General features: G+C 60.4%; 12 protein-coding genes and 1 tRNA gene. 3 read left to right on the top strand and 10 right to left on the bottom strand.

The window, feature by feature from the left end; translation table 11 throughout:
* Positions 1-9: 9 nt before the first annotated feature.
* Positions 10-1,437 carry a threonine/serine exporter family protein gene (locus tag QRN54_RS01165; RefSeq protein WP_007734361.1) on the bottom strand — a complete coding sequence of 476 codons (1,428 nt, stop codon included), beginning with the start codon at positions 1,435-1,437 and terminating at the stop codon, positions 10-12.
* A 122-nt stretch (positions 1,438-1,559) separates the two neighbouring features.
* Here QRN54_RS01165 and QRN54_RS01160 point away from each other — a divergent pair.
* Positions 1,560-1,634 (top strand) — tRNA-Thr (locus QRN54_RS01160).
* A gap of 329 nt (positions 1,635-1,963) precedes the next feature.
* Here QRN54_RS01160 and QRN54_RS01155 read toward each other — a convergent pair.
* Genes QRN54_RS01155 through QRN54_RS01135 form a run of 5 tightly spaced genes read right to left on the bottom strand, consistent with a single transcriptional unit; the run spans position 1,964 to position 11,220 of the window.
* Positions 1,964-3,307, bottom strand: coding sequence for a hypothetical protein (locus QRN54_RS01155; RefSeq protein WP_285181472.1), 1,344 nt, complete (start codon positions 3,305-3,307; stop codon positions 1,964-1,966).
* A complete protein-coding gene (locus tag QRN54_RS01150; RefSeq protein WP_285181471.1) occupies positions 3,304-4,374 on the bottom strand; it encodes a 3'-5' exonuclease in 1,071 nt (356 codons plus the stop codon). Before QRN54_RS01150 ends, QRN54_RS01155 begins: the two co-directional genes overlap by 4 nt.
* Positions 4,375-4,394: 20 nt before the next feature.
* The gene (gene drmB / locus QRN54_RS01145; protein WP_285181544.1) at positions 4,395-6,269 is read right to left on the bottom strand and encodes an MrfA Zn-binding domain-containing protein; all 1,875 of its coding nucleotides are present in this window, start codon (positions 6,267-6,269) and stop codon (positions 4,395-4,397) included.
* A complete protein-coding gene (locus tag QRN54_RS01140; protein WP_285181470.1) occupies positions 6,269-9,505 on the bottom strand; it encodes a helicase-related protein in 3,237 nt (1,078 codons plus the stop codon). The genes drmB and QRN54_RS01140 overlap by 1 nt, the downstream gene beginning before the upstream one ends.
* Positions 9,502-11,220, bottom strand: a complete 1,719-nt coding sequence (locus QRN54_RS01135; protein WP_285181469.1) for a nuclease-related domain-containing DEAD/DEAH box helicase — start codon at positions 11,218-11,220, stop codon at positions 9,502-9,504. Before QRN54_RS01135 ends, QRN54_RS01140 begins: the two co-directional genes overlap by 4 nt.
* Between QRN54_RS01135 and QRN54_RS01130 the strand changes: the two genes are divergently transcribed.
* Complete coding sequence (locus QRN54_RS01130; protein ID WP_285181468.1) at positions 11,204-12,490, top strand: sigma-70 family RNA polymerase sigma factor; 1,287 nt, start codon at positions 11,204-11,206, stop codon at positions 12,488-12,490. The two genes, QRN54_RS01135 and QRN54_RS01130, sit on opposite strands and share 17 nt — an antisense overlap.
* Positions 12,491-12,920: 430 nt before the next feature.
* On the opposite strand, the gene QRN54_RS33570 is transcribed toward QRN54_RS01130, so the two are convergent.
* The 3 genes from QRN54_RS33570 to QRN54_RS01120 all read right to left on the bottom strand — a co-directional run bounded on the left by QRN54_RS33570 (position 12,921) and on the right by QRN54_RS01120 (position 15,558).
* Positions 12,921-13,046 (bottom strand): acyl carrier protein, encoded by a 126-nt coding sequence (locus QRN54_RS33570; RefSeq protein WP_350318866.1) that lies wholly within the window; start codon positions 13,044-13,046, stop codon positions 12,921-12,923.
* A gap of 35 nt (positions 13,047-13,081) precedes the next feature.
* Positions 13,082-13,549 carry an AMP-binding enzyme gene (locus tag QRN54_RS01125; RefSeq protein ID WP_285181467.1) on the bottom strand — a complete coding sequence of 156 codons (468 nt, stop codon included), beginning with the start codon at positions 13,547-13,549 and terminating at the stop codon, positions 13,082-13,084.
* A gap of 395 nt (positions 13,550-13,944) precedes the next feature.
* Entirely contained in the window at positions 13,945-15,558 is a 1,614-nt protein-coding gene (locus QRN54_RS01120) for a hypothetical protein (RefSeq protein ID WP_285181466.1), read from the bottom strand.
* 710 nt (positions 15,559-16,268) lie between these two features.
* Between QRN54_RS01120 and QRN54_RS01115 the strand changes: the two genes are divergently transcribed.
* The gene (locus QRN54_RS01115) at positions 16,269-17,573 is read left to right on the top strand and encodes an IS256-like element ISRer3 family transposase (protein WP_042927240.1); all 1,305 of its coding nucleotides are present in this window, start codon (positions 16,269-16,271) and stop codon (positions 17,571-17,573) included.
* Positions 17,574-18,782: 1,209 nt separating this feature from the next.
* Here the strand turns inward: QRN54_RS01115 and QRN54_RS01110 are convergent.
* Positions 18,783-19,580, bottom strand: coding sequence for a GAF and ANTAR domain-containing protein (locus QRN54_RS01110; RefSeq protein WP_285181465.1), 798 nt, complete (start codon positions 19,578-19,580; stop codon positions 18,783-18,785).
* Positions 19,581-19,612: the final 32 nt, after the last annotated feature.

Raw genomic sequence — 19,612 nt, 5'->3', positions numbered from 1 at the left:
GAACGACGCCTACTTCTCGGTGACGGGAACTCGACGCCTGCGCTTGCGGACCATCGGGCGACGTAGCGAGTCCACGCGCATCAGAATCCGTGGACGACGCAGCGTGCGCGCTCCCCATTCGCCGAGCGTGACGCCCGCGGCCAGGGCGCAGCCGATGCCGAAGGCCGACAGCAAGGCAGTCAATCCGATCAGTACCTGGTCGTTGAGCAGCGCGTACAGGCCTCGGTACAGCGACAGACCGGGGAGCAGCGGAGTGATGCCTGCGACCGCGACAACCAGCGGAGGCGTCAGTGCGCGGCGAGCCATCAGACCACCGGCAAGACCGACCACGGTTGCGGCGATTGCGGCGGCGATCACGGGACCGACGTCGAGTGTCTGCACGAAGATCGACACACCACTGCCTGCCGCACCGCCCAGGAACGCCGCGGTGAGTGCACGCCTCTCGGCGTAGCAGGCGAGCGCGTAGAACACCGACGCACACGCGCCGGAGAGCATGAGGATCGGCAACTGCGTGATGGTGGAGACTTCCACATTGATCGGTGGAAGCGTCGAACCCAACATCCCGGTCATTCTCAACGAGATTGCGACGCCCGCGATGATGCCGCCCGTCATCATCACCACTTCGAAGAATCGCGCGACAGCTGTAATGGGTGCACCCATGATCGCGTCCTGGACCGAGCCCACCAACGACAGCCCGGACAGTAGAACGACCACTCCGGCCGCGATGACCAACGACGGCCGGATACTGATCCCCAGCTGGTCCTGAAATGTATAGAGCGTGGCGGCGGGCGCAGCCGCGATGAGACCACCGACAACCTGCTGGAAGAAGAACGGTAATCCGAACCGGTTCAGTACGCGGTTGACTCGATCGATGACCATCGTCGTCAGAAACGCGACTGTAGCAACGAGGAACCCGCCGCCGAGCAGGACGGAGACCGAAGCCGCCATCGCAGCCCAGGCCATGGTCGCGGTCCATCGGTTGTACGGGTGCGGCGCCGTCGTGATGGCTGTGAGCGCGTCGTGCGCTTGGTCCGGTGTGATCGCCTCACGGCGGATACGACGTGTCAGACGGTCGACGGCCGCCAGCCGCGTGAAGTCCATCGAGCGGTAGTGGACGATGCGCATCGTGCTCGCCGGCGGTCGCGTCGGGCCGCGATAGGCAGAGAGCACAATCGAGTTGTAAGTGACGTCGACGTCACACTGGGCAAGGCCGTACGTGGCGGCGATGAACTGCACCTGCTCAGCGGTGTCCATGGCCGCGGTTCCGGATGCGAGGAGGACTTCGCCCACCCGAACCGCGAGGTCCAGGACCTCTGCGACGACGGCGTCGTCTGTCAGGTCGATCGGTTGAAGCGGTGCGGGAGCTGACGTGACCGTGTCGACGGTGGCTTGCCGGTTTCCCGTCAGGCGTGTGAGTACTTCGGTGAATTTCGCCATCAGGGGGCGGAGTGGGAGTTGCGCATGGGGCCCACGCTATCTAACGTGACCCGCGCGCGGCCACCGCGACGGCTTGGATATGATGGCTCCGCAAAGTCAGTCGCGGCAACGCGTCGGTCTTCGCCTCCTTAGCTCAGTGGTAGAGCACTCGCCTTGTAAGCGAAAGGTCGTCGGTTCAATCCCGACAGGAGGCTCCACTGAAAATGGGCTCTGAACTGGCCTTGCTGGTAGCCCTCCAGGTACTGATGCTGCTCCGGCGCGGGCGGCGGGGTGACCGGCGCCGTTCGCGGTGTGCTCGTGACCCCGGTTGTGATCCTTGAGGACTGGCCACTCAAGCGACCCGCGAACCATCTTCGATCGGCTCGTGAGGTGCCCCAGTGCCCCAGCTGTAGTCCTCACGGAGCTCACCTGGGTAGTCGCTTGTGGTGGCTGCGGTCAGTTTCTACTTCTGCCGCGGGTCGCACATCAGCTGACCGCGTCCGACAGCGAATTTGCACGACTTTCGGTGAGTTAGCTTACGAGGCAGCTAGTTTGGCTCAACGGGACCTGCGGTTGCGAGCTCGATACCGTCAAGCGATAGCGTCGTTCCGCGACTGTTCATAGCTAAATGGACGTTGCCGATCGGCCCCGCCTGGCCTTGTGCGGCGCGTACCGCCCACTCTGCGGTGATGTCATCGAACTCAACAGAGCGGACTTCCGTCGCTTCCCGTGCCAGGCCACGGAGCCTGCCTGCCAGGAGTGCGGCGGTAGTCCTAGTCAGGTCGTCCGCTGCGGTTTCTGTGGCGGGCCACGCAAGAAGCTGCTGCAAATCGGGCCGTAAGAGCACCAGCAGCAGTGCCTGAGCGCTAACGAGGGCCTGATCAGTGGGACGGAAAGGCTCGAAGTCGGCCTCGACGTTGACAATAGCCCTGACCCTCTGGAGGTTTCGAGCGATCTTGCCGGATGCTTGTTCGGTGAGTTCCAATGCCAGCACGTTGCTCGTCACCGCATCCAGCACGGCATTCGGGCTCCACGCCTCGGCTGCGTCCTGGTCTCCTAGGGCGCTGTAGGCAGCGCTGAAAAGGGCATGGTCCGGCGAGTTAGTGTTCGCAGCATCGCGAGGGACCGTCTGGTCGTGGTCATCTATTTCTGTCGTACTTACCCACTCGGGCAGCAGGAACTCGGTCGAGGAATGCGACGCACCAAGGAACCCCGCCACAATTGATAGCTGCTCGCCGCTTTGGACCGACGCGAGAGCTGCGTTCATAGCCCCTCGAATTCGGTCGATACGTCGCCAGCTGAATATACGATCTCGCGTCGGCGGCTTGAGCTCAGCCATTGAAGATGGCGCGCCTGCAAAGAGTTCGGGTGAAACCCTAAGCAGTCCTTCGTGCGGATAAATGTTGCTGTATGCCCGCACCCGGTGCTCGCGTAGTTCACGCTCGTCGTGGAGGTGGATTGCCACCGCCTTGGAGAGCGCAACTGCTGACACGTAGACCACGGCGCCGTCGTGCTTCAGTCCCTCTACGCCGTCGGGTGCCAATTCGATCAGCACCGGTCCACCAGCTCCCCGCTCGGCCGTGACAAGTTGAATGAGAGCCGCGGACGGCCGCTGTGTAAGGAGAGGAACCCAGCCGGGTGCCCGTTCGAGTAGATCTGAGTAGTACTTCCCATATGACTCTCGCGGGGCGACAACGCGGGAGCCGAGTATTCCGTTGAGATTCATGCGGTTGGTGAGGAAGTAGAGCACCGGAGGGACCGTAGGCGCGTCCGCTTCAGACGTCTTTGCATCTGTCGACCCGGCGCCTTGCCCGGAGGCGGCGGAGCTGAGCTTCTCTGGGGCAGTTTTCTGTTGTGGCCCGTCGGACGGCAAACCGTCATCTTCCTTCATAGCTCCCGAACCAGTCCTTTGACGGAACCGAGGATCGCGGGAACCTCACCGTCGCCGCTGTAAGACAGATGCAGCTCATCTCGCGCGCGCGACATCACAACATAGAAGAGCATTCGTGTAGTGGCTGAGGACGGATCGTGTGTGGCCTGTTGTAGTTCAGGAACGAACAGCGCGTCGAACTCGAGGCCCTTCAGGGACTGGAGATTCAACAACGTGACTGCGGGAGTCTCGAAACTGACGTTGTCGTAGCGGCTATCGCCGGAGACGTACATCTGCACCCGGAGTGGCAGCTTCTTTGCTTCCAGCAGCCGAAGGAGCCTGAACTGAAGTCGTTTGCTTACACAGGCAATGCCTATTGCAAGATTGGTACGGGCCTTGACATATCGCGCGACATAATCGGCCAGCGCCTCATCGCTCTCGTGCCGCCTCAAGGTCGGTTGCTCGCCGTGCCGCGTCGGCAATTCCGGGATACCGGTCGGCGAACCCGCGTAATAAGTCGCTGCAACCCTCGCAATTTCGACGGTATTTCTATAGTTCCGCTTCAGCTCCAACCGTTCCTTCGGCTTGATCGCTTTCGCGATCTCGTCGATGGTCGTGCTCTGTTCCGAGAGTTGCTGGTTCTCGTCGGCGAACACGGTGATGTTCTTGGATAGAAAACGCGACAGACGGTAGAAGTCAAGGGCAAGATCCTGTCCTTCGTCCACCAAGACGTCTCGAAGGACTACCTTCTTCACGGGTTCCGCCACGAAGCGTTGCCAGATGATCGGCCAGTCTGGAGCATAAGGATGCAGACTGGGCACTTTCTCCTTGTAGCTCGACCACCAGAATTTGCCGAGCCAGGTGTAGAAGGTCGTGACGTACCCCCCGATCCCTAACTCGTTGGCCGCCTGTTCGGTGTATTGCTGCAGCATTCTGTTGTACATCAGTACTGCTGGCTCGCGATCATCGAACGAGAGCGCTTGCGCACGGAAGAGTGCCATCACCGACTTGCCCGTTCCAGGCGGGCCGGTCACGAGGTAATTGCCGTCCAGATCGAGGTTGTAAACAAGGTCCTGTTCTTTAGACACGTCTTCGAATGCAGGGAGCCTCAATTCAGTCCCCTGACTCCCTCGCCCGCAGCACACACAGCAGCATCCAGTACGTCTTGAAAGTAGCCACGGACCTCACCACTGCCGACGATGAGCGCACGGTCCAGCAGGTAATTGCCGCTCTCGCAGCTCGTCTCCGCGAGGAGGGTGCAGGCATGGCAAGCAGCTAGGTTCAAGCTGTTGAACGTCGAGGCCAGATTTTCGCTACACAGCGGATCGGACGAGCACCACATGGCGTCCTGCAACGCCTCCATGATGCTGCCCCGGAGCTGAGGCGGCTCACCCTGACGCACAAGCCCTCCCAGAGTTCCCTCCGAGTCACCGGCTGCCGTATATATCAGAACTCCTGCCTGCTTGGACGCGACTGGCACGCCGGGCGTGGTGCGAGCGTAAATGCGTTCGCGCAGACTTGTCGCTGCGTATCCGGACTCGAACGCCAGTCGCCTGATGAGCAGATGCGCGAACGTATGAAGTAGTACGTATCTAGGGGACAAGACTGGCCCGGTGCGCTCCCGTAGCCGTGGTGCCATAAAAGAGTGGTCCAGTCGCTTCTCCAGCTCAGCTACCCTACTGCGAACAGGGTCCTCCTCCTCCCACACCGCGAGACGCCCTTCGTCGAGCGATAGGAAGATCCCCTCGCCGCGAACGTCTATTGCGGGCAGCCAGTTGACGCTGGACTTGTGGTTCAGTGCAACCGGAACAAGCTTCTCTCTGCCCGCGGGCGTGACTCGGTGAAACCCCTCTAATGCGCGCACCTCCCTCAGCCGGTCCGCGACAACCACTTTGTGGAACTTGTCGGTCAGAGCCGAGGTCACATCGGTGGACGCTCCTGCGACCAAGTCGACATGGCGGGTCTGAAAATAGGGGTCATCTTTGGTGTCCATCTCTGTCAGAAATGCGGCCCATTCCTCGCCGAGTAGGTCACCGGGCGTCGCTTCGACCGTCGTCCCCTTGCCAGCTTCTCGCTGCTTTTCATCTCGAACCAAGGCAGCTACGTAATCTGAGCTGGCGTCGTGCGCATCCGCGAGCATCTGGACCATCTGGTCGTAGATCGGAGCGCTGTCGTTCATGCCCATAAGGGCGAGGAACAAATTGTCCGCTTTGACAGCGAGCGCCGTATCGCTCTGACTGTCCGCCCGCGACGGATTCGGGATTTCAATCGAGGAGTGAACCGACGGAAAGTAGACGTTGCTCGCGCCTCGTTGGACTGCGAGCGGGACTTCGTCGCAGTCGGTCCGCTCATCCCATCTTTGCCAGGGCTGACGACCCAAGCACTTGATGCCAATCGACTTCAGGGATCCCTGCGAAGTGACTCCCATCAGGTTCCGCCGACTATGGCAACTATGACAATGCACTTGGAGCGTATCCAGGCCGCCTGCACCTTTGGCCGTGACCGTCTCGAAGAAGAGGTTCTCTTTCTGGCACTGTCTCGCCTCGGGGTTGGGGTTGTGCGAGTGCGCCCACCGCTTCCAATCGATGTCGTCCATGTGTCCGATCGGACAGATTTGCACCCAGCGCATTGGGACGAGTTGCTTCTTTCCCGGGCAAGATCCACAGGTTGGGGCTTTGTCCGCCTGTTCGAGGGCGCGCGTCCACCTCGTCATGCGTCTGCAGTGCTGACAGAACAGCCAGCTGGGAAAGCGTGAGTAAGGTATGCCAGCCGACGTCGCCGCCCAGGCGTTGCTCGCGACCGCCGGCGCGGCTCGGAACTCCGCGACGCCGAGCGCGGAGGCGAGCCGTTCACTTTGAATCCGCTCGCCACGGGGTCCCCATCGGAAAGTGTCACAGGCGACCAATGATTCGCCCTGGATGTCGAATATGGCACCGACCCCGAATGGAACGATCGTTTGTGACTGGCGGATCTTTCTTTGCATCACGCACCACTCCTTGTGGTTCCGCCGCTCTTGGCAATCTCGACGAGCGACTCGACATCGACATTGCGCATGGATCCAAGTGTTTGCCAGCCCTCAGCCTTGGTGTGGAATTGCCTGATGAGGTTCACTTGTCCCTTGCCGTTGGGCCGGTAGTAGAGGATTTTCTTCTGTTCGTCCGCCCGCTGGGCTTTCGCTACCCAGTCCTCGATGAACCGATCGAGGTACGCCTGGGCACCCTTCTTTTCCCGGGGCTCGACCCGACCTACGGTTGCGACCAGCCTATTGGCCATCTGCTCGACCTCGGCTCGCCTCTGGAGTATCTGTCCGGCGCTGCCATCGCTCGACATCCCGACCCTGTGTCGTACCAAAATCACGAGGGCGGCATGGAGCGCGCGGTCACGAGACGGTGGCGAGAACGGCGTCACGCTCGTTGGTTCCACGTGGCGATAGAGCGCGGAGTGATATGCACGGAAGTTCTCGTAGTGTGATCTATCCCGAGGCTTGGTGGACCGGAACAGCCCGAAGATCAGGCCTGGGGCCGTGTCTCGACCTACGCGGCTTGTCGCCTGGATATACTCAGCGGTTGCCTTGGGCTGGCCATTGACCAGCATCAGGCCAAGGCGGGGCACGTCGACACCAACCGACAGCATGTTCGTCGTCGCGATGAAGTCGATGACGGAGCCGCTCTGCACAGGCAGGTTGAGTCGCTCAAGAAGTCGGGGTTGCAAGGATCTCGGCACTGTGGACGACAGTTCCTCAACCTCGTACTCGCGACGGGGTCTGTCCACGACCAGGCTAGAGAGCCGGGAGTTGATATCGTCACGCGCAATCGTGACCGTGCGGCCGAGCTCTCTGAGCGAACTGTGGTACGCCACTACGGTCCAATACGCATCCTGTGCAGCACCGGCGAGAGCGAGATCAACCGGTGCCTGCAAGAGAGCTGAGCCTGTGTGTACGACCGCGGTGTCAGAGGTGTGCCCCTGCGCCATCAAGCCGACATATAATCGTCCCGGTGAATCCCTGTCGACCCGAGCGAAATAGGAGTCGTCTGCGTCGATTCCCGTTGGTGGAAACAGATCGACCTGTCGGCCGAACAGGCCCATGACTTGTGCCGAGGCGCGGCGGATCGTTGCAGTGCTCGACACCACTTTGGGTGGGCGTCCGTCGTACTCACACAGCAGGTTGATCGCAGTTTCGTACAGCCCGACGGTGGTGCCGAGTGGACCCGTAAGGAGATGAAGCTCGTCCTGGATGATCAGGGAGGGTGGCCGACGGTATATCGCATGCCCGAACAGCACTCCTGACTTCTGAACCCATGCCAGTTGGGCGAACTTGTCGACGGTTCCCAGCAGAAAGGTCGGTGGGTGGTCAAAAAGGGCCTCGTCGACTACTTGGACCGGAATGTAATCGTGAAATTCGCATTTGGACGAGGGACAATTGAAGCGGAATGACGAGTCGGTCGCGGCGATACCGTACAAACCGTCGTCTTCATGGTGCTTGCGAGGCACGATCTCGGTGCCGCACCAGGGGCATCGATCCAGGAGAAAGCGCTCGTCGGTCTCGCCTGAATCGCGTAGCTCGTCGTACCTTTCTTTCGCCTTGCCGTAGTCGTTAGGCGAGGTTGCTTCTCCTACCCACAGTCCGACGGAGACGTGTTCACCGCCCAGTTCGTCGGGGTTGCGTCGGCGCAGGTACTCGCAAGCCGCTGTTGTGGAGGCGGTTCGCTTGAACTGGTCGGCGGTGAGTAGCGAGAGCGTGTAGCGACTGATGACCGCGGTCCCGAGCCCCGAGCCTCCGAGGCAGAGCCGTCGGCGGAAGATCTCGAATGCCGCGACCAAAAGATAGGCCTCGGTCTTTCCTCCGCCCGTCGGAAACCAAATGAGATCGACAGTCTCGCGGTCCTCGTGTTGGTCATCGACGAGGCCACGCAGAGTGGTGAGGAAGAATCCGAGTTGGAACGGGCGCCACTGCGCGCCGGCTTCGTAGCTTGCAGGCATCTCGGGTGCCGACTCTCTGGCGTGCCGGCTACCAGCCAGGTCCTTGCTGCTGTGTCGCATCTGCAAGAGCATCGCCTCGTTGGCGAGGCGAAAGGCCTTGACAATGCTTCCACGGTCCTGATGGTCGGCGAATACCAAGGCTCCGGACCGCATCCGATTCTTGGCTCGATTCAATCGGGCGATCACCGGCCCCGATGCATTCTCGTAGCGTTCAGGCAGGCCCTTCGCCTTCGATTCGACAGCGCCGATCCACGCCTCATATTGATCGATGAACAGGTTCAGCTCCGCTACAAGTGCTTCGGAGGGCACCGACGAGTCCGCAAGCCATGCGATATCGAGTGCCTGCGAGGCGTCGCCTTTCGCACTCACTTTCGGCACGACATACGAGGGCATCACTTCCGAAATGAGCTTCGTGATACGCCCGTCGGTCTCCCTCCACTCAGGCGAGCAACCGTGACCGATCGCGAACACTCGCGCATCTCGGTGAATGAGGCGGAGCTCCTCCTCTTCCGGGTCGTGTGAGGAAAGAGCAACGTTCGGGTACTCCATTACCCAGGTCCCGGTCGGAACCGTCACATCAAACTCCGACTGGAGCAGCATGCTGTCCCAATTCCGCTCAGGATGCTCGTCGGTAGCCTTTTTGGCGTTCACAAGCGTCACCGTCACCAGGGACCCGTGAGGGTAAGTGCGCCAGCGGACGTGCACCTCGGCACGTTTCTCCAAGACATGTTGGCTCTTGCTTCCCGCCGTAAGTTTGACTGCCGCTTCTTCGAGTTGGCGACGCCGCCAAACCTTACGCGAGCTCACCGCCTGACCCTTTGTATCACTGTCCTGGGGAGGTCCCGTTGGACCACTTTTCGCCCCGACGGCTGCGATTGCTGCTTCTGCCGCGGAACCGCTCAGTGTCTCGTAGTGCGCAGCCCTGGCATGCACCGTCACTTCGGACGCGGTGGTGAAAAACGACATGCCCTGGGAAGCGGGCAGGAAGTCGTTCGCTGCCGAAACAGGGTCGTCGCTGTACCTGTTCTCCTCACCCGCGTCGGTTCCCGCCTCGTCGACCTTCTCACCTTCCTGCTCGACATAGCCGGCGAAGGAGACCTGCCGTGGGAACAGGATGCCCATAAGGTAGCGGCGGTTTGGAGGGTCGAGGATAATTTCGGCAGGACCGTCAAAGGGACCTACCAGTTGTCGCCGCACGTAGGTGACGAAGTCGTCCCGAACGTCTGCTATTGATGTCATGCCTTTGCCTTCTGATAAGCCTCCAGCGCGCTAATGCCGTGCTTTTTGAAGAGGTAGTTTAGGTGGTTTTCCGCCGATGGACTGACGGCTACCCAGAGACCGGCCCGCGGTCTGCTGAGCGCAACATAAAGCAGGTTGGCCTCCAGCTCGGAAACCACCGAGTCGATGTCGATCACGCATACGAACCGGTTTTCCAGCCCTTTGATGTCCACAGCCGAGGCCCAGGTCATGCTCTTCCCCGGCCACTCGGCCGCACCTGTGGTCGTCAGTCGTCTGACCCGGCCTTTGCGGGTGTCCCGAAGATTCTTGGCGGCCGATGATTCCCAGTCACCGCGTAGAGAGACGATCGTGATGTTCTCTGGGCGAACGTCGTTTTCTCGGAGCGAGCGCAGATGACCTTCGAGCGCGGCCGTTTCGGCTTCTTTATCGGCGACCTTCGCGAAGACCACTTCGGGACCGGCCCCTGCCGTTGCGACGCCCGTATCGGCTCCGGTGTACGCGCGAGTTTGGAACGCGATCTCCCGGGTGTTGCGACAATTGAACTTCAAAGCTGCCCTGACTGGCCGGAAAGAATCGATGTATCCGAGTGCGTCCGGGTCGAAGTCGCCGTAAAAGTGAGCCTGCGCGTTTTGGTCAAGGAACATCACCCATTGCCCGTCGGCCCACCCGCCGTCAATGGCCTTTTCTAGGTGGTCGAGCATGTCAAACGTCATTACGTCTTGAGCTTCGTCGACCACCAGGACGTCGTAAGGACCGGCGACCGTACTTTCTTCAACGGCCTTGACATCGACGCCAGTTCCGGCCAACAGCTGCTGTACGAATGCTGCCAACACCCTGCTGCGGCAAGTAAGAAGGACACGACGCCCGGCCAATGCCTGGCGGCGTGCAACCTCGGCCGCAAGAAAGGTTTTGCCAGTGCCCGCGCCGCCGTTGCAGATTACGCGCGGTTCGTCGCTGATGAGATCGAGCCTTGAGTACTGCTCGTCGGTGAGTCGAACCATGGACGCATCTAGCGCGCTTGCGCGGGCGTCGAGCAAGGGTGACTGGTCGAATGACGGCCGCAGGTCGTTCATCAGACGAGAGTTGAGGCTTGAGTCGATCGAAAACCGGCGAGGTTCCTTGGCTAGCCAATAGGAGCGCGCACGTTGAATAGCCTTGTCGATCCCCCGGTTGTACGCACCTCTTCCGCAGTAGGTCTCTTCTGCCCACTCGAAGCCACTCGGTATGTCGACGTCGGGGGTAACTATCAGAAAGCCGAACGCAACGTCATTGACTATTTGGCCAAGGCGTTCACGCAGCCGGTCACGAAGCGCGTACATGCCGCTTTGTGCCTGTTTGAACGGTCCCTCGTGCGAAGTTCGGTGGTTGCCTGCCCTGTCTCGGTAGGTCCATACGCGATCGTGGCAGGACACCTGGCCGCCCTTGACCTCGACGACCAGCACGATGTCGTCGAGAACAATCACGAAGTCGAGTTCTCCTGTGCGCTTGTAGGCGTGCTCAGGGAGGTTGAGTGAATGAAGAGCCGTACCGCGAACCCCGCTCGACGCCAGGGACTCGAAGACTCGGCGCTCGGAGGACGTGACTTCGTCAATTCCGAGTTCTGTCGGCACCATCCGCAATGATCTACTCCGTATTCTCAGTGTCACGATCATCGTGCCGGATGTCTGAATCTGCCGCGCGCTTTTGAAAGGAGGAGTCATGGACTTGGAGTACATGTCTCGTGTCCTCATGCGGCTCCGGCCTTTCACTCGCGACGGTGTAATCCAGCGAACCCGGCTCGAACGAGTCCTCGGGACACTACAGGTGCCAGCGGACGCAGTTCGGCCCGAAATTGAACGGCTGCTGTGCAAAGGTGGTATCCGCATCACCGAGGACGTCTCCACGACGGCCGACGCTCGGTCGATGGCCGCCTCCGCTCCCTCCAACGACGAACGGGGACCTGAGGACGATAGCGAATCCTACATTGCGCCTGCAGAAGAAGCACTCCAAGGTGAGCGGCGAGCGCTCACAACTATGGAGGCCAAGCGGGCCGTAACTGACGCAAAGTGGCGAATTACGGAGGACTCGATAATTGGAAATCCTGCCAATGTGCTGCTAACGGCGCAGCAAGAGGTAGGTCTCGGCCTACTGATTCGGGGTAGGCACGAGGGTCCTCTCGCGCAAGGTGAGTTCGGCCGACTGGCAGGAAAGGCTAGGGAAGCGGCCGAGTGCCTCTTTCTTCATAACCAAAGACTGGTTCACTCGATCGCTAGAAAATTCCCGCAAACAGGGATGGATTACGATGACTTATTTCAGTACGGTTGTGTGGGCCTTATCCGGGCAGTCGAAATGTTCGACCCGGCGCAGGGGAACAAGTTTTCCACCTATGCGACGTGGTGGATACGTCAGAGCATCACGAGAGGCGCCGCAAATGACGCTCGCTTGATTAGGCTTCCAGTTCACATGGTCGAGAGGCTCCGAAAGGTGTGGACCAAACGAGAGACACTGACGATAGATGGCCAACCACCGTCCGTTTACGAGCTGGCGCGCGCATGCGAACTCACCGAGGATGCTGTCATTGAGTGTTTGAGACTGGGTCCCCCAAATTTGACCTCGCTCGACATGCACATCGGCGACGGTGAATCCACCCTCGCTGACCTTCTCGATCTCGCGGATCCGTCGCTGAGTCCATACAGAGTGGTCGAGGAGGCGTACATCCAGGTTGCCGTCCAGGTGGTGCTGGAGACACTGACCGAGCGGGAGGCCGGGGTCATTGCTATGCGTTTCGGGCTCACTGGCGACGATGCAATGACACTCGAAGAGATTGGAAAAGCGTATGGTGTCAGCCGGGAAAGGATCCGGCAAATTGAGAAGAAGACAATAGAAAAATTGAGAGAATCGTCGAGGGCGCAGTTTCTGCGGCCACTCTTAATGGACAGTGACCTGCTCTTGGAAGAGGGAGGCCTCGGTACTCGCGCGTCAGACAAGGGGGGCAGAGAAAGTTGAACCTGCAGCTGTTACCTAAATTGCTACTGTCCCCGGCGGCCGTTGGCGAGAATTTGGTGTGCGACCGGAAGGCGTCGAGGTGCATCAAAAAGACCAAAATGGGGGCGGAATCCCCAGTTAAGTAATTGAGGTGTACATGTTAAACAACTGTATAGGGGGATTGTGGTGGAGACGTTAACAAGTTCTGGCGTTCCCAAAATCGCATCTGCTGGCGTGTCCGTCGGGGCGGTTGTGTTCAGCGACAGTGTAGTGGGTGGGCGTCTCCCGGTGGATAGGCTAATTGCGCAGCAATAATAGAACATTTCAGTCAAGCATTAGAAGGAATCAATCAAACGTCTGTTTGCTAATCTGGACTCGCCAAAAAAGGCTCCTGGTGCCAGCAAACGATCGACATACTAATTGGGCTTCCTAATCCAGTTGCTGAGTTCGGCTACCGTGGGTGCTTCGAAGACCACCTGTATCGGGATATGCCGAGTTCGTCCCGGATCCGTGCCACCAGCCGGGTAGCCGATAACGAGTGGCCACCGAGGTCGAACAAGCGGTCGTCTGTGCCCACCGGCGCCAAGCCCAGGACTTCGGCATATACAGAGGTCAGTACTTCCTCGCGCCGGTCCCGTGCTCCCCGATATTTGATCTCACTTGCGAACTCTGGGGTGGCAACGCTCGCCGATCGATTTTGCCGTTGACCGTCAGCGGCAACGACTCCACTATCACCACCGCTGCTGGCACGATGAATTCCGGTAGTTGTTCACCAACGAACCGGCGTAACTCGGCGGGCAGTTCGATAGCCGATGGATCGTTGACGTAGTCGGACAAACCATCGACGTGGCTGGTGGGTCGGAGGATGTCTGATATCACCGTCCGTGGTGTGTGGTCCGGTGAATCGTCGGCATGTAGGTGTACGAGATCCATCAGGCCGGGTGTCGGCGACGGAGTCACTGCCACGTCGTAGCCGAGTTTTTGACCCAGCAGATGACACTGATGAGGTATGACCGCAGCGATCGAGGATGTGCTGATCTGCTGCTGGGTGAGCGTCGTCTGGCCGTCGGCCTGAGCCAAGCGATCGTGTGGTCGCCGTAGAACTCTCTCTCGTATGATCCGACGAATGTGTCGAGTTCGGTCTGCAACGTCGGCCGGGCGGTCAAACGATTGCTACCCAGTTCGAAGCCGAGCTCGTCGTTTCTCCATTCGAGGGTCTCGCCAAATTCGACGACTTCGTTTTAAAATTTCTCTGGGATTCCACGATTGCGATCGTCGACTAGTTGCGATGCTTGATCTGATGCTGCCGTAAACGCCTCAGCAACAATTTGTTTTGCTTTGTTGCTCCGTCAATCGACACCGGATGTCGGTCAGGTGGGTTGGTCATCAACAACTTTCGTCTCGGTTTTTAGGCCGGGGTGTTGAGCCCGAGGCGTCGGAGGAGGGTCCATCCTCGGCCGAGGGTTTGTGTGCCGCTAGTAATGATCGGACCAAGGAAGCACGGAGCCCACTCGCTCCGATGCGAGTTGTAGAGGAGTTGCGTTGAGGGTGGGGAAGGGAGCGCACGGAGGAAGGTCCTCCCACAAAGCGTAGATCTTGGTCTCGAGACGTGCCAATGCATTTTCGGCGCCGGCTTGCCCTAGTCGTGTGGGGTCGGAGCCTGCCGCGTCCGCGTAGGTGGCGGCACCACGTATCGCCCGGTAGGCGCGTCCGATAAGGCTCGGCCGGTGGTCGGGGGCGGCGTTCACACACGTCTCCAACGCGCAGTAGGTCATGGCCAGTCCTCGGGAGAGGCCGTTCAATCCAGTGGCCCGATCAGCAGGTGGGCTTTTTCGGTAGCTCTCGATGAAGAGCACTGCTTCATTGAGAGCCAACCACAGGATAGATCGCACGGCCTCTTCGGGTGTCTCGACCAGGAGTCGCGACTGGAACATAACGGGCACGAAAATCGCCGTCGGCGTTGCGCTGTAAAGCCGTTGAGACTCGAACCACGCCGGCAGCATCGCGTTGAGAGCGTACCGATCGACAACCATCGCAGGACCGTCGATTGAGGGAACGCGCACCGAGAACCGTCCGATCTCGGGGAGCGCGAGGCCCGCCTCGAGCATGGCCTGAGCGCACTGGTTGTATCCCCCAGGTGCGAGCTCCGACAGCCGGATAGCGAGCTCGTCGAGATCGAATTCCCAGTCGTCTACGCGCAGGTTATTGGTCGCGAATCGGGAGAGTGCTGCGTCGATCTGAAGAATGGATGAGAACTGCCTGTCGCTGGCTTTACCCATTGCTGTCGTCAGTGCAGGGGTGGTCGCACAGGCGAAAGCCCAGCCCAGTTCGGCGCCGCACATCAACCCGTGGCCCCGGACAGTGAGTTGGGTGAGAGCGTCCGGGTCGATATCGATCCCGCCGCCGACCAGTCGTCTTCGACGTGTATCCCAGTGGTAATCCTCATGGGCTGCCGCGTTGCGTGGCTCGGCCGTAATACATTCCGCAAAAGATTGAGCAACTGGGTCGTTCGTAGCGCGCAGCCGGTCGCCGAGCTGAGACAGGGTGGGGGCCCCACCCACTGTGCCAGTGTGCAGGCAGACCAGTACCCATGCCCACGGTTTCATCTGCCCCTCGGCCATCCGCCGGTACATTTCCAGATGTAGCATCGCTTTCTTATCGAGTCGGACAGTGGATCCGATGCGCGCTTGAGTGTCCTGAATCATGATCGAGTTCGCATAGCTGATGTCGACATTGTCGAGCAGACCTCTCAGCACGAGGGCGGTGTGGTCTGGATCTTTCGCAAAGCGGTCCGAGATCAGATCGGCGACGTGGAGGGCTGCCTGCACTGCTTCGGTAGGGTCCCTCAGATCAAGGAATACGCGACTGAAGGAAACCGCCTTGATTGGTTCGAGCCGGGGGAATCCGAAGGGTGCATAGAGGCGGTCGAGTCGCTGCTGAAACTCGTCGAATCGGCCGTGGAACTGGGCGATGAGTAGCGAGGAGGAGAAGGCGCCGTTGGAGTCACGGAGGCTGTCCGAGTCGACGCTGTATGCGGCCATCCACGAGTCTTCGACCTGGTGCTCTCCCGTTGCTTGCAGCTGCCGCAAGACCTCCTCGATCGGTGTGGGTGCGTGTATCGAAGTGGCCGCCGGCTCGCCGGATAGTCGACCAGATAGCGAATCGTTGTGTATGCCGATGAGTGATGCGCTCCAGGAGCGCGCAGATTCGCCGATGAGTTTATGGAGGGCAATCAATTCGCTTCGGTGAGGATGGGTGAATAGAAAGCCGGGGTAACATGCGCGGTCTGCGGCGAGTAGTGCTGACGCTGCCATTTCCGCCGCCGCGCGCAGGTCATTGAAGGTCTCCGACTCGACAGCGGCGTCTACGACCTCGGTCGTGGCGACGAACGAGTCCCGAACATCTTGCAGCCGTCCGACGAACAACGACCATTGATCGTCGTCGATGGGGATCGCGCCGACCGGCGGATCTGTCCTGCAAGAGATCGCATGGTCTAGCACGACGGTCGCGCGAACTCGCACTTGTGTACTTAGCGGCACTGCAACAGTCTGACCGAATCACCTTGCATATTTCACGTCATTTGTGCAATGAACTGACGCGCTCGCGCACCCGCGGACCCGTGACCGCGCAAAGTCAAGGCATCACTGACATCAGTTCTGGACGCGGGAGCAATGATCAGAACCTGTGGATGGTTCTCGGCGAGGCGGCGTGAGTGGGCGCACCTTCCCGGGAATGATCTGAAATTCCATCAGCTCTGATCAGGACCGGCGTTGGCGCGCTGGTTCGGGAAGGTACGCCCATGCTCACGGTAGTTCAGGATCAGCAATCCTCCAACGACGACAGCGGTGTTGGTCGGTCGTTGCTTGACGAGATCGTTCGCGACGGTGCCCGGCAGATGCTCGCGGCGGCGTTGGCCGCCGAAGTCGCCGCATACATCGAGCAGTTCGCCGAGCATCTCGATGAGCACGGCCGGCGGCTGGTGGTCCGCAACGGCTATCACCACGAGCGTGACGTGCTCACCGCGGCGGGGGCGGTGACGGTGACCGCACCGCGGGTCAACGACCGCCGTGTCGACGCCGAGACCGGTGAACGGCAACGGTTTTCCTCGGCGATCCTGCCGGCGTGGTCACGCAAGTCCCCGCAGATGACCGAGGTGTTGCCGCTGCTGTACCTGCACGGGCTGTCCAGCGGCGACTTCGGTGCGGCGTTGGAGCAGTTCCTCGGCACTGGTGCCGGGCTGTCGGCCTCGACGATCACCCGGCTGACCGCGCAATGGCAGGACGAGGCGAAGGCCTTCGCCGACCGGGATCTCTCGGGCACCGATTTCGTGTACCTATGGGTCGACGGCATCCATCTCAAGGTCCGCCTGGAGCAGGAGAAGCTGTGCTTGCTCGTGATGATCGGCGTCCGCGCCGACGGCCGCAAGGAGCTCGTCGCGCTCACCGATGGGTTCCGGGAGTCCACAGAGTCGTGGGCTGATCTGCTGCGCTCATGCCGACGCCGCGGGATGACCGCCCCGGTGCTGGCCGTCGGTGATGGGGCGCTGGGGTTCTGGAAGGCACTGCGGGAGGTGTTTCCGGATACCCGTGAACAGCGCTGCTGGTTTCACAAGCAGGCCAATGTGCTTGCTGCGCTGCCCAAGTCGGCTCATCCAGGTGCGACCGCGGCGATGCGGGAAATCTACAACGCCGAGGACATCGACAAGGCCCAGGTCGCGATCAAGGCCTTCGAGGTAGATTACGGCGCGAAGTACCCCAAGGCGGTCGCCAAGATCGTCGACGACGCCGACGTGCTCCTGGAGTTCTACCGGTACCCGGCCGAGCACTGGATCCACTTGCGCACTACGAATCCGATCGAATCGACGTTTGCGACCGTGCGGTTGCGAACCAAGGTCACCAAGGGCCCTGGGTCACGCGCAGCGGGGATTGCCATGGCCTACAAGCTGATCGACGCCGCACAAGCCCGCTGGCGGGCGGTCAACGCCCCCCATCTGGTCGCGCTGGTCCGTGCCGGCGCGGTGTTCCACAAAGGCAAGCTGCTCGAACGACCCATCGACATCTCACCCGCTGAGCCCGACGAATCAAGCGAAACGGAGGTCGCCTGAAACACCCTCATCCACAGGTCTTGACAATATCTCTGGACGCGGCTGAAGAGGGGCTACGGAAGACGAAACTGTACTTCGCCCCGCAGCGCGCATCATCGAGGCAGGAATCGCAGGAAGAGCCTCGGGGTTATGTTGAACATCAACCGTTCCCCGGTGTAGCTGGGCACTACTCGGGTGTCTACTACTTCGGCCAGCGTAGCAAGCCACCTATACTTTGGGTTGGTCCACAACAGCGTCGCGATCAGTGGGTTGAGCATGTCCCACCCGATCCTCGTTTGGTCCAGGCTGACAGCCGCGACATGCGGAATGGCTGCAACGCGCTGCCGATTCTTTCGATCGATAGATTGCCTAAGCGATTTGAATGCTGACTCGATGTCGAGTGGTTCCAGGCATGGATCGACAGATACGGCGATGGCGTCGCCGATGCTCGGCCCGACGGTCAACTGGTCGACTTGCTCGCTGTCAGCGCATCCCTGTCGATAGTGTCGTCGCTGTCGAAGTGAGGAAGTGGCGACCATCGGAGTCTGAGGTGAGCGCGCGCCTCGACTTCGATGCTCGACTCATCGTTAGGCGAGTCGTCCAAAGTCCGGCGACGGTGGTTGGTTCGCAGTCCCATGTAGTAGATGCTCCGGAACCAGTGGCTCAAACGATTGGGCTCGCGGCACCGGTCAGAGCGGCAGCTACCTCAAGTTCTACGAGGACTTCGTTCAAGGTCGTGCCTGTCGTCGGTCACAGTAGTTGAGTTTGTCGTGAAACCTCTGTTGTGACTTTTGAGTGAGATTGCGGCTGACTTGACTAATTACCCCTGCCAGATTCACGAGAACGGTGTCGCATTGCTCCCCTCTCATGTTCCAAGACATTCCCAGCCTCCGACTGGGGCGTCTGGCCACTCAGGGTCCAAGAGCGTGAACAGGTCTCGGCAAACTGCTTGCACGCCGGCAATCTGATCGGCCGCGTTGGGTCCAAGCTCATGGTTAGCGGTCACGCCAACCGTCAGCGTTGAAGAAGTCAGTGGACACATTGCGCAATTTGGTCATCGAATGGCATCGGACGGCGGTGGTTGTCCGGGGTGGATTCTGCATTGGTCGATTGAAAGCGGACATCAGGCTTCGCCCAGGCGGTGCTCCGTGGGAGGGGGAGGGTAGCTCAAGCCTTCACATAGGACCATCTCTTACTGTGTTTGCCAGGTCTCTCGGCTGCCTGCCAGGTTCAGTTGGTCTCAGGCTTGTTCGTAGCCTGGCGCGGGTCGATCGCACCGTCGATGTACTGCTGGGCGATCACTCGCAGTTTGACGTTGCTGCGCTGCGAGTCCTGGATGAGGATGCGGAAAGCTCGGTCGGCGTCGACACGGTGGGTGCCCATGATGATGCCCTTGGCCTGTTCGATGACGCCTCTCGATTCGAGTGCTCGCTCGAGGTCCATTGCGTGCTTTCTGGCGATGTCGAGGCGCTGCGAGCTGTGCAGCGCGTAGGCCGAGGTTACGGCGAACAGTTGGAGCAATGCCACGTCGGCGCCGGTGAAACCTCGGAGGTCGTGGCTGTAGAGATTGAGGGTTCCGAGCGGGCGTTCCCGGCCAGGCAGTGGCATGGACAAGAAGCTGACGGCGCCGACTGCCTTTGCCGCGCTTGCGAATTGAGGCCACCGGCTGTGGGCTTCGCTGGCATGTGCGCGGACAACGGTTCCCGTGCGTGACGACGTCACACTCGGTCCGTAGTCCAGTCGGAATTGGATCGAGTCGACGGTGCGAACAAGTTGGTGGGTGGCGGCGACGGTTCGGAATGTCGTGTCCGAACCGCCGATGGTAATTCCGGCCATGTCGGCGTCGGCGATGAGATCGACGGCATGCCTGCAGACTTGTTCGAGAAATTGCTCGGCCTGGGCATGTGGATCGAGGTGCGCGTACAGCGATTGCAGGGCGTCCGAGGCGGCGTCCAGGCTGTCCTGCGACGCGGAATTTCGGCCCCCGGTAGGGCCGCGGTGTCCTCTGGCGATGCGCGGCGCCGTCATTGTCTCAACCACCCTTCCCCATCACGTCGCAG

It is taken from the genome of Rhodococcus sp. MEB032, assembly GCF_030208925.1.
Lineage (GTDB): Bacteria > Actinomycetota > Actinomycetes > Mycobacteriales > Mycobacteriaceae > Rhodococcus_F > Rhodococcus_F qingshengii.
Note: the sequence above shows the minus strand (reverse complement) of the source record. Positions and strands in the feature narration are given on the sequence as shown.

Excerpts from the sequence above, each read along its gene's own strand:
- QRN54_RS01165 (WP_007734361.1), bottom strand. The coding sequence starts at position 1,437 with ATGGCGAAATTCACCGAAGTACTCACACGCCTGACGGGAAACCGGCAA.
- QRN54_RS01155 (WP_285181472.1), bottom strand. The coding sequence starts at position 3,307 with ATGAAGGAAGATGACGGTTTGCCGTCCGACGGGCCACAACAGAAAACT.
- drmB (WP_285181544.1), bottom strand. The coding sequence starts at position 6,269 with ATGCAAAGAAAGATCCGCCAGTCACAAACGATCGTTCCATTCGGGGTC.
- QRN54_RS01140 (WP_285181470.1), bottom strand. The coding sequence starts at position 9,505 with ATGACATCAATAGCAGACGTTCGGGACGACTTCGTCACCTACGTGCGG.
- QRN54_RS01130 (WP_285181468.1), top strand. The coding sequence starts at position 11,204 with ATGGACTTGGAGTACATGTCTCGTGTCCTCATGCGGCTCCGGCCTTTC.
- QRN54_RS01135 (WP_285181469.1), bottom strand. The coding sequence starts at position 11,220 with ATGTACTCCAAGTCCATGACTCCTCCTTTCAAAAGCGCGCGGCAGATT.
- QRN54_RS01115 (WP_042927240.1), top strand. The coding sequence starts at position 16,269 with ATGCTCACGGTAGTTCAGGATCAGCAATCCTCCAACGACGACAGCGGT.
- QRN54_RS01110 (WP_285181465.1), bottom strand. The coding sequence starts at position 19,580 with ATGACGGCGCCGCGCATCGCCAGAGGACACCGCGGCCCTACCGGGGGC.